11 protein-coding genes, 1 tRNA gene and 1 pseudogene are annotated in these 13220 nt (G+C 56.4%); 12 read left to right on the top strand and 1 reads right to left on the bottom strand.

Annotated features, from left to right (window positions below; all coding sequences use genetic code 11):
- The first annotated feature begins 131 nt into the window (after positions 1-131).
- Positions 132-206: transfer RNA gene (locus ABLV54_RS12270), tRNA-Gln, on the top strand.
- A 118-nt stretch (positions 207-324) separates the two neighbouring features.
- Here the strand turns inward: ABLV54_RS12270 and ubiF are convergent.
- Positions 325-1500 (bottom strand): 3-demethoxyubiquinol 3-hydroxylase, encoded by a 1176-nt coding sequence (gene ubiF / locus ABLV54_RS12275; RefSeq protein WP_044521625.1) that lies wholly within the window; start codon positions 1498-1500, stop codon positions 325-327.
- Positions 1501-1679: 179 nt separating this feature from the next.
- Here ubiF and miaB point away from each other — a divergent pair, with 179 nt between their 5' ends.
- The 11 genes and pseudogenes from miaB to ABLV54_RS12330 form a co-directional block, all read left to right on the top strand.
- Entirely contained in the window at positions 1680-3104 is a 1425-nt protein-coding gene (gene miaB / locus ABLV54_RS12280) for a tRNA (N6-isopentenyl adenosine(37)-C2)-methylthiotransferase MiaB (RefSeq protein WP_004885906.1), read from the top strand.
- A 153-nt stretch (positions 3105-3257) separates the two neighbouring features.
- Positions 3258-4304, top strand: coding sequence for a PhoH family protein (locus ABLV54_RS12285; RefSeq protein WP_348814164.1), 1047 nt, complete (start codon positions 3258-3260; stop codon positions 4302-4304).
- On the top strand, positions 4301-4774 hold the full coding sequence (gene ybeY / locus ABLV54_RS12290; RefSeq protein ID WP_023288844.1) for an rRNA maturation RNase YbeY: 474 nt from the start codon (positions 4301-4303) through the stop codon (positions 4772-4774). Before ABLV54_RS12285 ends, ybeY begins: the two co-directional genes overlap by 4 nt.
- 146 nt (positions 4775-4920) lie before the next feature.
- Positions 4921-5799 (top strand): CNNM family magnesium/cobalt transport protein CorC, encoded by an 879-nt coding sequence (gene corC, locus ABLV54_RS12295; protein ID WP_004197606.1) that lies wholly within the window; start codon positions 4921-4923, stop codon positions 5797-5799.
- A gap of 128 nt (positions 5800-5927) precedes the next feature.
- Positions 5928-7466: an apolipoprotein N-acyltransferase gene (gene lnt, locus ABLV54_RS12300; protein ID WP_050532983.1), complete on the top strand. Its 1539-nt coding sequence runs from the start codon at positions 5928-5930 to the stop codon at positions 7464-7466.
- 355 nt (positions 7467-7821) lie between these two features.
- Positions 7822-8733, top strand: a complete 912-nt coding sequence (locus ABLV54_RS12305; protein WP_023288842.1) for an amino acid ABC transporter substrate-binding protein — start codon at positions 7822-7824, stop codon at positions 8731-8733.
- A 164-nt stretch (positions 8734-8897) separates the two neighbouring features.
- Positions 8898-9638: an amino acid ABC transporter permease gene (locus tag ABLV54_RS12310; protein ID WP_050532984.1), complete on the top strand. Its 741-nt coding sequence runs from the start codon at positions 8898-8900 to the stop codon at positions 9636-9638.
- Positions 9638-10312 carry a glutamate/aspartate ABC transporter permease GltK gene (gltK, locus tag ABLV54_RS12315; protein WP_002894707.1) on the top strand — a complete coding sequence of 225 codons (675 nt, stop codon included), beginning with the start codon at positions 9638-9640 and terminating at the stop codon, positions 10310-10312. The genes ABLV54_RS12310 and gltK overlap by 1 nt, the downstream gene beginning before the upstream one ends.
- On the top strand, positions 10312-11037 hold the full coding sequence (locus ABLV54_RS12320) for an amino acid ABC transporter ATP-binding protein (protein ID WP_004885898.1): 726 nt from the start codon (positions 10312-10314) through the stop codon (positions 11035-11037). Before gltK ends, ABLV54_RS12320 begins: the two co-directional genes overlap by 1 nt.
- A 300-nt stretch (positions 11038-11337) precedes the next feature.
- A complete protein-coding gene (locus ABLV54_RS12325; RefSeq protein WP_077258860.1) occupies positions 11338-13008 on the top strand; it encodes a ShlB/FhaC/HecB family hemolysin secretion/activation protein in 1671 nt (556 codons plus the stop codon).
- 63 nt (positions 13009-13071) lie between these two features.
- A pseudogene (locus tag ABLV54_RS12330) lies at positions 13072-13167 on the top strand (hypothetical protein); the annotation flags it as partial.
- Positions 13168-13220 lie beyond the last annotated feature (53 nt).

Raw genomic sequence — 13220 nt, forward strand, 5'->3', positions numbered from 1 at the left:
AGGCACCGGATTCTGATTCCGGCATTCCGAGGTTCGAATCCTCGTACCCCAGCCAAATTAAAAAGTCGTTCAGCAATGAACGCACTGTTGCGCTAAAACCGGGATAGTGACGGTTAAATGCAACAGACAATTGGGGTATCGCCAAGCGGTAAGGCACCGGATTCTGATTCCGGCATTCCGAGGTTCGAATCCTCGTACCCCAGCCACTTCAATGCAAAAAAGCCCACCTCGGTGGGCTTTTTTGTTATTGGCGTTTTGCCATCCTGGCGCATCACTGACTGCCGGGCAGGCGCTTTCCACGACGCCCCTGCCCGCGACGCCGGTTTACAAGCCTAACGCATACTTCAGCGCCTGACGCTTCAGCGCCCCGGCGCGTTCGGCCGCCATCAGGCCAATATTGCGCAGCATCCGCACCGGCGCCAGGTCATTGCTGAATCCGGCGTAAAACAGATCCATCCCCGACTGCATAATAAAATTATCCGCCCGCCGCCGCCCCTGGTAGCGCTTGAGCACCGGCAGGCTGGCCCACTCTTCGCCGCGGCCGCGCGCTTGCGTCAGGACCTCCAGCAGGGCGTCGACATCACGATAGCCAAGGTTAACCCCCTGCCCCGCCAGCGGATGAATGGTGTGCGCCGCATCGCCCACCAGCGCCAGACCAGGCTGAACATACTGCAGCGCATGACGCCGGGTGAGCGGGAAGGCGCCGGCCGCCTGCGGCGTCACCCGCCCGAGACGCGCCGGGAAATGGCGGGCGATCTCCTGCTGGAGCTGGGGCATGGACATACCCTGCAGCTGACGGATCCGCGCCGGGGCGTCATACCACACCAGCGAGGCCCAGTTGTCGAACAGCGGCAGGAAAGCGCGCGGTCCGCTGGGGGTAAACTGCTGCCAGGTGCTGTCGCCGGGATCGTCGGCGCATTGGACGCTAATGAGCATACAGGATTGCTGATATTGCCAGGCATGCACGCCGATGCCGGCCATCTCCCGCACCTGAGAGCTGGCGCCGTCGGCGCCGATAACCAGCCGGGCGTGGATCGTCTCCCCGTCGCGTAAACGCAACGCCGTCTCCGCCTCGCCGCGCTGCATCGCCTCCAGTTCGCCGCCAACACGCAGGGTAACCCCTTCGTGCGCCGTCAGCGCTTGCCACAGGCCCCACTGCAGGACCTTGTTCTCGACCATATAGCCCAGCTCCGGCAGCTTAAGCTCGGCGGCGTCAAAGGCGACGTGGGCGCTCTCCCACTCCCAGGTCTCCAGACGACGGTAAGCGTGGACGCGCATCGCCCGCACGGCATCCCAGACGCCAAGGCTTTTCAGCAGGCCGACCGAGGCCGCGCTGATCGCCGAGATCCGCACATCCGGAGCGGATGCCGGATCGAAAGCCGGAGGCGCCGTTTTCTCAAGCACCGTCACGGTAAATCCCTGTTGCGCCAGCCCCAACGCCAGGGCGCCGCCGACCATGCCGCCGCCCACGATGGCGACATCTGTTGCGTGAATTGTCATGGCTATTATCCTTAAAGCAGAATCCGTTAAGTTTACCGGATTTTTCGCCCTCTTGCGGTGATAACGCTCGCACTGGTCAGGGGGCGACCAAAGCATTACAATACGCGCCCTGGAATGCGAAATTCACCCTGTATATATCCCCGCGTTTTGGATATCTATTACTGAGCATGAGCAAGTCAATGACAAAAAAACTCCATATTAAAACCTGGGGCTGTCAGATGAACGAGTATGATTCATCAAAGATGGCCGATCTGCTGGATGCGACACATGGGTATCAACTGACCGAAGTGGCGGAAGAAGCAGATGTGCTGTTGCTCAATACCTGCTCAATTCGTGAGAAGGCCCAGGAAAAAGTTTTCCATCAGCTTGGCCGCTGGAAGCTGCTGAAAGAGAAGAACCCGGACCTGATTATTGGCGTTGGCGGCTGCGTGGCTTCCCAGGAAGGCGACCATATTCGTCAGCGCGCGCACTATGTCGATATTATTTTCGGGCCGCAAACCCTGCACCGCCTGCCGGAGATGATTAACTCCGTGCGCGGCAACCGCAGCCCGGTGGTTGATATCAGCTTCCCGGAAATTGAAAAATTCGATCGTCTGCCAGAACCGCGCGCCGAAGGCCCGACCGCCTTTGTCTCGATTATGGAAGGCTGCAACAAATACTGCACCTACTGCGTGGTGCCCTACACCCGCGGAGAAGAAGTCAGCCGCCCGTGCGACGATATCCTGTTTGAAATCGCCCAACTGGCGGCGCAGGGCGTGCGTGAAGTCAACCTGCTGGGCCAGAACGTGAACGCCTGGCGCGGCGAGAACTACGACGGCACTACCGGCAGCTTTGCCGATCTGCTGCGCCTGGTGGCCGCTATCGACGGCATCGACCGCATTCGCTTCACCACCAGCCACCCGATCGAATTTACCGACGATATCATCGATGTCTATCGCGATACGCCGGAGCTGGTGAGCTTCCTGCACCTGCCGGTGCAAAGCGGCTCCGACCGCGTGCTGAACCTGATGGGACGCACCCATACCGCGCTGGAGTATAAAGCGATTATTCGCAAGCTGCGTGAAGCGCGTCCGGATATTCAGATAAGCTCCGACTTTATCGTCGGCTTCCCCGGCGAAACTACGGAAGATTTCGAAAAGACAATGAAGCTTATCGCCGACGTCAATTTCGATATGAGCTACAGCTTTATCTTCTCCGCCCGCCCGGGCACCCCGGCGGCCGATATGGTAGACGACGTGCCGGATGCCGATAAGAAACAGCGTCTGTATATTCTGCAGGAGCGCATCAACCAGCAGGCGATGGCCTGGAGCCGTCGCATGCTCGGCACGGTACAGCGCATCCTGGTGGAAGGCACGTCGCGCAAGAACATCATGGAGCTTTCCGGACGTACGGAGAACAACCGGGTGGTCAACTTTGAAGGCACCCCGGACCTCGTCGGCAAGTTTGTGGATGTCGAAATTGTCGATGTTTACACCAACTCGCTGCGCGGCAAAATCGTGCGCACCGAAGCGGAGATGGGTCTGCGTATCGCTGAATCACCTGAATCAGTGATTGCCCGCACCCGTAAAGAGAACGATCTGGGCGTGGGTATCTATCAGCCGTGATCCCTTCAGGCCTGTCGGTTCCGGCAGGCCTTGTAATTCCTCTATCCGTCCCTATATCTACAGCAATGCTTGCGCCATTTTCCTGTGACGTAAATAATTTCCTGATTAGCCGGCCACGCGCCGCGTCCGGCCACCTGCGTAAAGAGGAACAGTTTGAACATAGACACTCGTGAAATTACCCTGGAGCCAGCGGATAACGCACGCCTGTTAGCCCTGTGCGGCCCGTTTGACGACAACATCAAACAGCTGGAACGTCGGTTAGGCATTGAGATCAACCGCCGTGACAATCACTTTAAACTGACCGGACGCGCCCTATGCGTGCACGCCGCCGCCGATATTCTGCGCAGCCTGTATGTCGACACGGCGCCGATGCGCGGTCAGATTCGTGATATTGAACCAGAGCAGATCCATCTGGCGATCAAAGAGGCGCGCGTGCTGGAGCAGAGCGCCGAGAGCGTGCCGGAGTACGGAAAAGCCGTCAATATCAAGACCAAGCGCGGGGTGATCAAACCGCGTACGCCGAACCAGGCGCAGTACATCGCCAATATCCTCGATCACGACATCACCTTCGGCGTGGGTCCGGCAGGTACCGGGAAAACCTATCTGGCGGTGGCGGCGGCGGTCGATGCGCTGGAGCGCCAGGAGATCCGCCGCATTCTGCTGACCCGTCCGGCCGTCGAGGCGGGCGAAAAGCTCGGCTTCCTGCCCGGCGATCTGAGCCAGAAGGTCGACCCGTATCTGCGCCCGCTGTACGACGCGCTGTTCGAGATGCTCGGCTTTGAGAAGGTGGAAAAGCTGATTGAGCGTAACGTCATCGAAGTGGCTCCGCTGGCCTATATGCGCGGACGGACGCTGAATGACGCCTTTATCATTCTTGATGAAAGCCAGAACACCACCATCGAGCAGATGAAGATGTTCCTGACCCGCATCGGCTTTAACTCCAAGGCGGTGATCACCGGCGACATCACGCAGATTGACCTGCCGCGCAGCACCAAATCCGGTCTGCGCCACGCCATCGAAGTGCTGGCGGAAGTCGATGAGATCAGCTTTAACTTCTTCCATAGCGAAGACGTGGTCCGCCATCCAGTGGTCGCCCGCATCGTGAACGCCTATGAGGCATGGGAAGCCGCAGACCAGAAACGTAAAGCAGAACTGGCCGCCGAGCGCAAGCGCGAAGCCCAGGAACAGGAGCAAAAATGAGTCAGGTGATCCTCGATTTACAGCTGGCCTGCGAAGAGACCAGCGGCCTGCCGGACGAAGCCCTTTTTCAACGCTGGGTCGACGCCGTCATTCCGCCGTTTCAGGAGGAGTCAGAGTTAACGATTCGTCTGGTCGACGTTGCAGAAAGCCATGAGCTGAACCTGACCTATCGCGGCAAGGATAAGCCGACCAATGTCCTCTCTTTCCCGTTTGAAGCGCCGCCGGGGATTGAAATGCCGCTGCTCGGCGATCTGATCATTTGCCGTCAGGTGGTGGAGCAGGAAGCCAGCGAGCAAGGGAAGCCGCTGGAGGCGCACTGGGCGCATATGGTGGTTCACGGCAGTCTCCATCTGCTGGGCTACGATCACATCGAAGATGACGAAGCGGAAGAGATGGAAGCCCTAGAAACAGAGATAATGCTTGCTCTGGGCTATGAGGACCCGTACATTTCCGAGAAGATTGCTGAATAGCCCCCTGCCGGATGGCGGCGCTTGCGTCTCATCCGGCCGCTGTTCATGCATTTTACCCGCCTGAACCTCAGGCAACCCATGCCGTCCGGCGCTGAGTGTACGCGCGACGAGCGACATTAAATCAACATGAGAACCCAAACGACGCCATGAGCGACGACAATTCACACAGTAGTGACACAGTAAACAGCAAAAAGGGATTTTTCTCCCTGTTACTCAGCCAGCTCTTTCACGGGGAACCGAAAAACCGCGATGAACTGCTGGCGCTGATCCGTGATTCCGGGCAGAACGACCTTATCGATGAAGATACCCGTGACATGCTCGAAGGGGTAATGGATATCGCCGACCAGCGGGTCCGCGACATTATGATCCCCCGTTCACAAATGATTACCCTGAAACGCAATCAGACGCTGGACGAGTGCCTTGATGTCATCATCGAATCCGCCCACTCGCGCTTCCCGGTCATCAGTGAAGATAAAGATCACATCGAAGGGATTCTGATGGCCAAGGATCTGCTGCCGTTTATGCGCAGCGACGCCGAAGCTTTCAGCATGGAAAAAGTGTTACGGCCGGCGGTTGTCGTTCCGGAAAGCAAGCGGGTCGACCGCATGCTAAAAGAGTTTCGCTCACAGCGCTACCATATGGCGATCGTTATTGACGAATTCGGCGGCGTCTCCGGTCTGGTGACCATCGAGGATATCCTTGAGCTCATCGTCGGGGAAATTGAAGACGAGTACGACGAAGAAGAAGATATCGATTTCCGCCAGCTGAGCCGCCATACGTGGACGGTGCGCGCTCTGGCCTCTATCGAAGACTTCAATGACGCCTTCGATACGCACTTCAGCGATGAAGAAGTGGATACCATTGGCGGACTGGTAATGCAGGCCTTTGGCCACCTGCCGGCTCGCGGCGAATCTATCGACATTGATGGTTACCAATTCAAGGTAGCAATGGCAGATAGTCGTCGTATCATTCAGGTGCATGTTAAGCTGCCGGATGACGCTCCTCAGCCGAAGCTGGAAGAGTAAGCGGCGGCGCTGAAGGTCACGGCCAGCCGGGAGACAGACCGTGGGCGATCCCCGGTTGTCCCCTCCCCCGGCTGGCAAATAGCATAGCCTGTGGCAACAGGCGTTAATTAACGGGACGATTAGCCTAAATGGTATTTGCCTCTCTTCTTGAACGTCAGCGCGTACGTCTGCTGCTGGCGCTGCTATTCGGAGCCAGCGGAACGCTGGCTTTTTCACCTTATGACTTCTGGCCCGCGGCGATTATTTCGCTGGTCGGTCTGCAGGCGTTAACCCTCAACCGCCGCCCGCTGCAAAGCGCCGGCATCGGCTATTTCTGGGGGCTCGGCCTGTTCGGCACGGGTATCAACTGGGTCTATGTCAGTATCGCGCAGTTTGGCGGTATGCCGGGCCCGGTTAACGTCTTCCTCGTCGTGCTGCTGGCGGCCTATCTCTCGCTCTACACCGGCCTGTTTGCCGGCCTGCTCGCCCGTCTGTGGCCCAAAACCAGCTGGCTGCGGGTGGCGATCGCCGCTCCCGTCATCTGGCAGATCACCGAGTTCCTGCGCGGCTGGGTGCTGACCGGTTTTCCGTGGCTGCAGTTCGGCTACAGCCAGATTGACGGCCCGCTGAAAGGCCTGGCGCCGGTAATGGGCGTCGAGGCGATCAACTTCCTGCTGATGATGGTAAGCGGCCTGCTGGCCCTGGCCCTCGTACAGCGCAACGGGAAGCCGCTGGTCATTGCCGCGCTGCTGTTCGCCCTGCCGTTCCCGCTGCGCTATATCCAGTGGTATCAGCTGCTGCCGGCGCGTGCGACGCAGGTCTCGCTGGTGCAAGGCGATATCCCGCAGGCCATGAAGTGGGACGAGAAGCAGCTGGTTAACACTCTGAAAACCTATCTGACGCTGACCCAGCCGCATATCGGCCACTCGCAGCTGATTATCTGGCCCGAATCGGCGATCCCGGATCTCGAGATCAACCAGCAGCAGTTCCTCAGCATGATGGACGATCTGCTGCGCGCAAAAGACAGCTCACTGATCACCGGCATCGTCGACGCGCGTCTCAATAAGCAGAACCGCTACGACACCTACAACACCATCATTACCCTCGGCAAAGATAACCCGTACCGCTACGACTCGACCAACCGCTACAACAAGAACCATCTGGTGCCGTTCGGCGAGTTTGTACCGCTGGAGTCGATTCTGCGTCCGCTGGCGCCATTCTTCGACCTGCCGATGTCCTCCTTCAGCCGCGGTCCCTACGTGCAGCCGCAGCTGATGGCGCATAACCTCAAGCTGACCGCGGCCATCTGCTACGAGATCATCCTCGGGGAACAGGTGCGGGATAACTTCCGTCCGGACACCGACTTCCTGCTGACCATCTCCAACGACGCCTGGTTCGGCAAGTCCATCGGCCCGTGGCAACACTTCCAGATGGCGCGGATGCGCGCCCTGGAGCTGGCCCGCCCGCTGCTGCGCAGCACCAACAACGGCATTACCGCCGTCATCGGCCCGCGCGGCGAGATTCAGAAGATGATCCCGCAGTTTACCCGCGAGGTGTTGACCACCACCGTGACGCCCACCAGCGGCTTGACCCCTTACGCCCGCACTGGCAACTGGCCGCTGTGGGCGCTGACGGCGCTGCTCGGCTTCGGCGCGCTGCTGATGAGCCTGCGTCAGCGTCGCCGATAAATGCTCTGCCGGCGACGCCCGTCGTCGGCTTTTTTTCTTCCCGTCATTTGCCACCCTGGCACAGTCATTGCTTTATTTAATCGGGTAGCGCCGTCCTCTGGCCCAGTGCAACCGGGTTGCACCATAAACGATCGACGGTCGCGCTATTTTGGTGCAATGGAAGATATTTGCCTCCGATTGGTGCGGAGCGCTTCGCAAAAATAAACAATAAAACAGCAAAATCTTTACATTAAGCCAAACTAAATGCTAACAAACACATACAAATGCGGCACGTGGATGCGTGCCCCCAATAACAACACACACAATCACAATGGGTATCAATAGCGTCGGTGACGCTGCGGATAAGGAGTTGGATATGCAATTACGTAAACTGGCCACGGCAATGCTGGTAATGGGAATGACCGCTGGTCTGGCGCAGGCGGAAGATGCTGCCCCGGCGGCTGGCCAGAGCACTCTGGATAAGATCGCGAAAAACGGCGTTATCGTTGTCGGCCATCGCGAATCTTCCGTCCCTTTCTCTTACTACGATAACCAACAGAAGGTTGTGGGTTACTCTCAGGACTACTCCAACGCCATCGTCGATGCCATCAAGAAGAAGCTGAACAAACCCGATCTGCAGGTCAAACTGATCCCGGTTACCTCGCAGAATCGTATCCCGCTGCTGCAGAATGGCACCTTTGATTTCGAGTGCGGCTCAACCACCAACAACCTCGAGCGCCAGAAGCAGGCGGCCTTCTCCGATACTATCTTCGTCGTCGGCACTCGTCTGCTGGTGAAGAAAGGCGGCCCGATCAAAGATTTCCCGGACCTGAAGGATAAGGCGGTCGTTGTCACCTCCGGGACCACCTCAGAGATCCTGCTGCATAAGCTGAACGATGAGAAAAAAATGAATATGCGCATCATCAGCGCCAAAGATCATGGCGACTCTTTCCGCACCCTAGAGAGCGGACGCGCGGTGGCCTTTATGATGGATGACGCTCTGCTGGCCGGCGAACGCGCCAAGGCGAAGAAACCGGATAACTGGGAAATCGTCGGCACCGCGCAGTCGAAAGAAGCCTATGGCTGCATGCTGCGTAAGGACGATCCGGCCTTCAAGGCGCTGGTCGATGAAACCGTTGCCCAGGCCCAGACCTCTGGCGAAGCGGCGAAGTGGTTCGATAAATGGTTCAAAAACCCGATTCCGCCAAAAAATCTTAACCTGAACTTCGAGCTGTCGGACGACATGAAAGCGCTGTTCAAATCACCTAATGACAAAGCACTGAACTAATTATAACAACCAGGGGCGGGATATCCTGCCCTCCCGATGGTTGTCACAGCACGGACAGACTATACGGCGGCTGGTCGTTCCCCAGCCGCCGCGAATACCGAAACAAGCTGGACAACCGTCTTCGAGGGTAGCAATGGCTACCCTTTTTTTTCCAGGAGTCATGTATGTCAATAGACTGGAACTGGGGGATATTCCTGCAACAGGCCCCCTTCGGCAACACTACCTACCTGGGCTGGCTGTGGAGCGGTTTTCAGATCACCGTCGCCCTCTCCATCTCGGCCTGGATCATCGCTTTTCTCGTCGGCTCGCTGTTCGGTATTTTACGCACGGTGCCCAATCGTCTGCTCTCAGGGATTGGCACCTGCTATGTCGAACTGTTTCGCAACGTGCCGCTGATCGTGCAGTTCTTTACCTGGTACCTGGTGGTGCCGGAATTCCTGCCGGAAAATATCGGCATGTGGTTTAAATCGGAGCTGGACCCAAATATTCAGTTCTTTGTCTCCTCGATGCTGTGCCTGGGGCTGTTTACCGCCGCTCGCGTCTGCGAGCAGGTACGCGCCGCTATCCAGTCGCTGCCGCGCGGGCAAAAGAACGCCGGTCTGGCGATGGGGTTGACCCTGCCGCAAACCTACCGCTACGTGCTGCTGCCGAACGCCTATCGCGTTATCGTGCCGCCGATGACCTCGGAGATGATGAACCTGGTGAAAAACTCGGCCATCGCCTCCACTATCGGTCTGGCCGATATGGCCGCGCAGGCGGGCAAACTGCTGGACTACTCCGCTCATGCCTGGGAGTCTTTTACCGCCATCACCCTGGCCTACGTTTTCATCAACGCGGTGATTATGCTGATTATGTATGTGGTCGAGCGTAAGGTTCGCCTGCCTGACAATATGGGAGGCAAATAATGTACGATTTTGACTGGAGTTCGATCGTTCCCTCCATGCCCTACCTGCTGGCGGGGCTGGTGATCACCCTGAAGATCACAGTGATTGCCATCGTGGTCGGTATCGTCTGGGGCACCCTGCTGGCGGTAATGCGCCTGTCCAGCTTTCTGCCGCTGGCCTGGTTTGCTAAATCCTACGTTAACGTGTTCCGTTCTATCCCGCTGGTGATGGTTCTGCTGTGGTTCTACCTGATTGTCCCGGGCTTCCTGCAGAATGTGCTGGGACTGTCGCCGAAAACGGATATTCGCCTGATCTCGGCGATGGTGGCGTTTTCGATGTTCGAAGCCGCCTACTACTCGGAGATTATCCGCGCCGGCATCCAGAGCATCTCCCGCGGCCAGTCGAGCGCCGCGCTGGCGCTGGGAATGACCCACTGGCAGTCGATGCGGCTGGTGATCCTGCCGCAGGCCTTCCGCGCCATGGTGCCGCTGCTGTTAACCCAGGGGATCGTCCTCTTCCAGGATACCTCGCTGGTGTATGTATTGAGCCTCGCCGACTTCTTCCGTACCGCCTCGACGATTGGCGAGCGTGACGGGACCCAGGTCGAAATGATCCTGTTCGCGGGCGGCGTCTATTTTGTGATTAGCCTCAGCGCCTCGCTGTTGGTCAGCTGGTTGAAGAAAAGGACTGTGTAATGATTACCCTGAAAAATGTTTCAAAATGGTATGGTCACTTTCAGGTGCTGACCGATTGCTCCACGGAAGTGAAAAAAGGCGAAGTCGTGGTGGTCTGCGGGCCGTCAGGCTCCGGTAAATCCACACTGATTAAAACCGTGAACGGCCTTGAGCCGGTGCAGCAGGGGCAGATTATCGTCGATGGCACCGTGGTTAACGATAAAAAGACCAATCTTGCCAAACTGCGCTCGCATGTCGGAATGGTGTTTCAGCATTTTGAACTATTCCCACACCTGTCGATTATCGACAACCTGACGCTGGCGCAGGTTAAGGTGCTCAATCGTGACAAAGCGTCATCGCGCAAGAAGGGTCTCAAGCTGCTGGAGCGCGTGGGCCTGGCGGCGCATGCGGAAAAATATCCGGCGCAGCTCTCCGGCGGCCAGCAGCAGCGCGTGGCCATCGCCCGTGCGCTGTGCATGGACCCGATCGCCATGCTGTTTGATGAACCTACATCCGCGCTCGACCCGGAGATGATCAACGAGGTACTGGACGTCATGGTGGAACTGGCCAACGAAGGGATGACTATGATGGTGGTTACCCACGAAATGGGCTTCGCCCGCAAGGTGGCCAACCGGGTGATCTTTATGGATGAAGGAAAGATTGTCGAAGACGCCGATAAAGAAGCGTTCTTCGCTAACCCACAATCCGATCGCGCCAAAGACTTCCTCGCCAAAATTCTGCACTAACTTCTGCGGCGCGCACGATATCACCGTGCGCGCCTGTCAGCCCCTCCCCTTTTCAATCGCTTCATCTCAAAGCGACAGCTTCACAACGTGAAGTAAAAATTTCACAAAGAATTCAGGGGCCGTAGAATAGATTAACCGCCACGTCATCGTTAGCATACGGCATCTTGTAATAATCCCCGTGAGTTTAAATTTCTTGAAAATAATATTTCAATTGACTTGCTATACGTCGCGCAGGCTATTTCATGCCGCGCACAACCATTAATTATAATCTTACTCAATGAAACAAACGGATATTGCTTCATGCGGACTAACACTAACAGACTGGCCATTATTTTGTGTTTAAATTTGCTCACCTGCTTTACCGCCTGGGCGGGTATTGAGGCCGCAACGGTAAACCAGGTTGAACAGGATAAAGCCCGTGAAAGCGCATTAATGCCCCATCAGCAGCAATACCAATCTTCTCGCACCTATGCGAAAACGCAAACCTTGATATTTCCCGAAGAAGCGACCTGTCGGTATATCACGAAAGTTGATATTACCTCCGAGGACAACGCAAAAACCACCGCCCTCCTCGGGAAGATCGCAGCCCAGGCGCCCGGCCATTGCCTCGGAATAGATGGGATTCGCCTGCTGACGAACGCCTTACAAAATGAACTGATAACGCAAGGGTATATTACTTCCCTGATCGATATCCCTTCTCAGTCACTAGAAGGGGGCATTCTCAAAATAACGCTGACTTATGGCAAAACGGGGCATATTGATTTTGCGCCGAATAGTGCCGTGACGAACCTGTGGACCTCCATGCCCACGCATACCGGTAAAATCCTGCGCCTCAGCGATCTTGAACAAGGGATGGCTAACCTGCAGCGGCTGCCTGGCACCAGCGCCCATATGAAGCTGCGGCCCGGGGAACACATTGGCGAAAGTGATATTGAAATCGCCCGGGTAATGGATAAACAGTGGCAGGTTGGCGCCTGGCTTGATGACGCAGGCAGCCGCGCCAGCGGTCGCTATCAGGGCGGCGGCGCGCTATACCTTTACGATTTATCTTCATTGAACGATATTCTTTCCATCTCGGCAGGCGGCGACGTTGAATTCAACCAGCACAACGACGGCAACCATAACGGCAATCTTTACTACTCCGTGCCTTTTGGTTACTGGTCATTGAGCCTGTACGGCTCCTACAGCCAGTACCGCCAGCTGTTTAAAGGAAGATGGTCAAGCATCGACTATAAAAGTAAAAACCGTTATTACAGCGCGACCCTTAGCCGCCTGCTTTCGCATACCCGACAACAAAAAACGACCGCCGATCTGCGCATAGCAAAGAGCAGTTCGCACTACTTTTTTGGCGGCGATGAGCTGCATGTAATGCGTAAACAAAATCCTGTCTGGGAATTTACCCTGCGCCACCAGCGCTATTTTAACAATAAAATTGTCGACGCCAGCGTAGGTATTCAGCGCAGCCTGCCGTGGCTCAGCTCCGTGCCTACGCCGGAGGAAAAAGCCGGTTTATATAGCCGCCATTCGCGCATCGTTCACGCCGATATACAGGCCTTAATGCGGTTTGCCGCAACCGGCGATAAGTTTAGCTGGATGCCGCGTTTCCATGCCCAGTTCAGCCCGGATAGATTATCTTCGGACAACCAGTTTAATATCGGCAATCGCTGGACGGTTCGCGGCTTTGATGGTGAAAATACGCTTTCGGCCAATCAAGGCTGGTACTGGCGCAATGATTTTAGCTGGAATATTCCCACCCCCGACCGGCAGGTATATCTTGGTCTTGACTTCGGCCGGATCATTGGTAGCGAGCGCGCCAGGCAAGGAAAAAGTCTTTCTGGCGCAGTCGGCGGCGTCCGCGGAGAAATAGCGTCTACGCAATATGACTTTTTTATCGGCACGCCCATCAGTAAACCTGACGACTTTCATAGCGATGCCATGAATATGGGCTTTTCATTACAGTGGAGGTATTAGTTTTCATCAGCACATTACTGCAATTTACTGATTCATTTTTTCATATTTAAAGGAATAAATTACATGTTTAAATTCAAGGTTTCATATGTTGCGCTGGCTGCAGCGCTAAGTTCATCCGTTGTTTATGCCGATCCCTCAAGCTATACGCATAAATCAGGGGGCTTTGTTGAATAAATCGAACTTTTGCTGAGTTGAAGGATCAGATCACGCAT

Origin of the sequence: Klebsiella sp. JB_Kp042 (assembly GCF_040065275.1) — a bacterium.
Classification (GTDB): Bacteria; Pseudomonadota; Gammaproteobacteria; order Enterobacterales; family Enterobacteriaceae; genus Klebsiella; species Klebsiella quasipneumoniae.

What these genes read in the sequence shown, in the direction of transcription:
- ubiF (WP_044521625.1), bottom strand. Translation starts at nt 1,500, where the DNA reads ATGACAATTCACGCAACAGATGTCGCCATCGTGGGCGGCGGCATGGTC.
- lnt (WP_050532983.1), top strand. Translation starts at nt 5,928, where the DNA reads ATGGTATTTGCCTCTCTTCTTGAACGTCAGCGCGTACGTCTGCTGCTG.
- ABLV54_RS12320 (WP_004885898.1), top strand. Translation starts at nt 10,312, where the DNA reads ATGATTACCCTGAAAAATGTTTCAAAATGGTATGGTCACTTTCAGGTG.
- ABLV54_RS12310 (WP_050532984.1), top strand. Translation starts at nt 8,898, where the DNA reads ATGTCAATAGACTGGAACTGGGGGATATTCCTGCAACAGGCCCCCTTC.
- ybeY (WP_023288844.1), top strand. Translation starts at nt 4,301, where the DNA reads ATGAGTCAGGTGATCCTCGATTTACAGCTGGCCTGCGAAGAGACCAGC.
- corC (WP_004197606.1), top strand. Translation starts at nt 4,921, where the DNA reads ATGAGCGACGACAATTCACACAGTAGTGACACAGTAAACAGCAAAAAG.
- miaB (WP_004885906.1), top strand. Translation starts at nt 1,680, where the DNA reads ATGACAAAAAAACTCCATATTAAAACCTGGGGCTGTCAGATGAACGAG.
- gltK (WP_002894707.1), top strand. Translation starts at nt 9,638, where the DNA reads ATGTACGATTTTGACTGGAGTTCGATCGTTCCCTCCATGCCCTACCTG.
- ABLV54_RS12305 (WP_023288842.1), top strand. Translation starts at nt 7,822, where the DNA reads ATGCAATTACGTAAACTGGCCACGGCAATGCTGGTAATGGGAATGACC.
- ABLV54_RS12325 (WP_077258860.1), top strand. Translation starts at nt 11,338, where the DNA reads ATGCGGACTAACACTAACAGACTGGCCATTATTTTGTGTTTAAATTTG.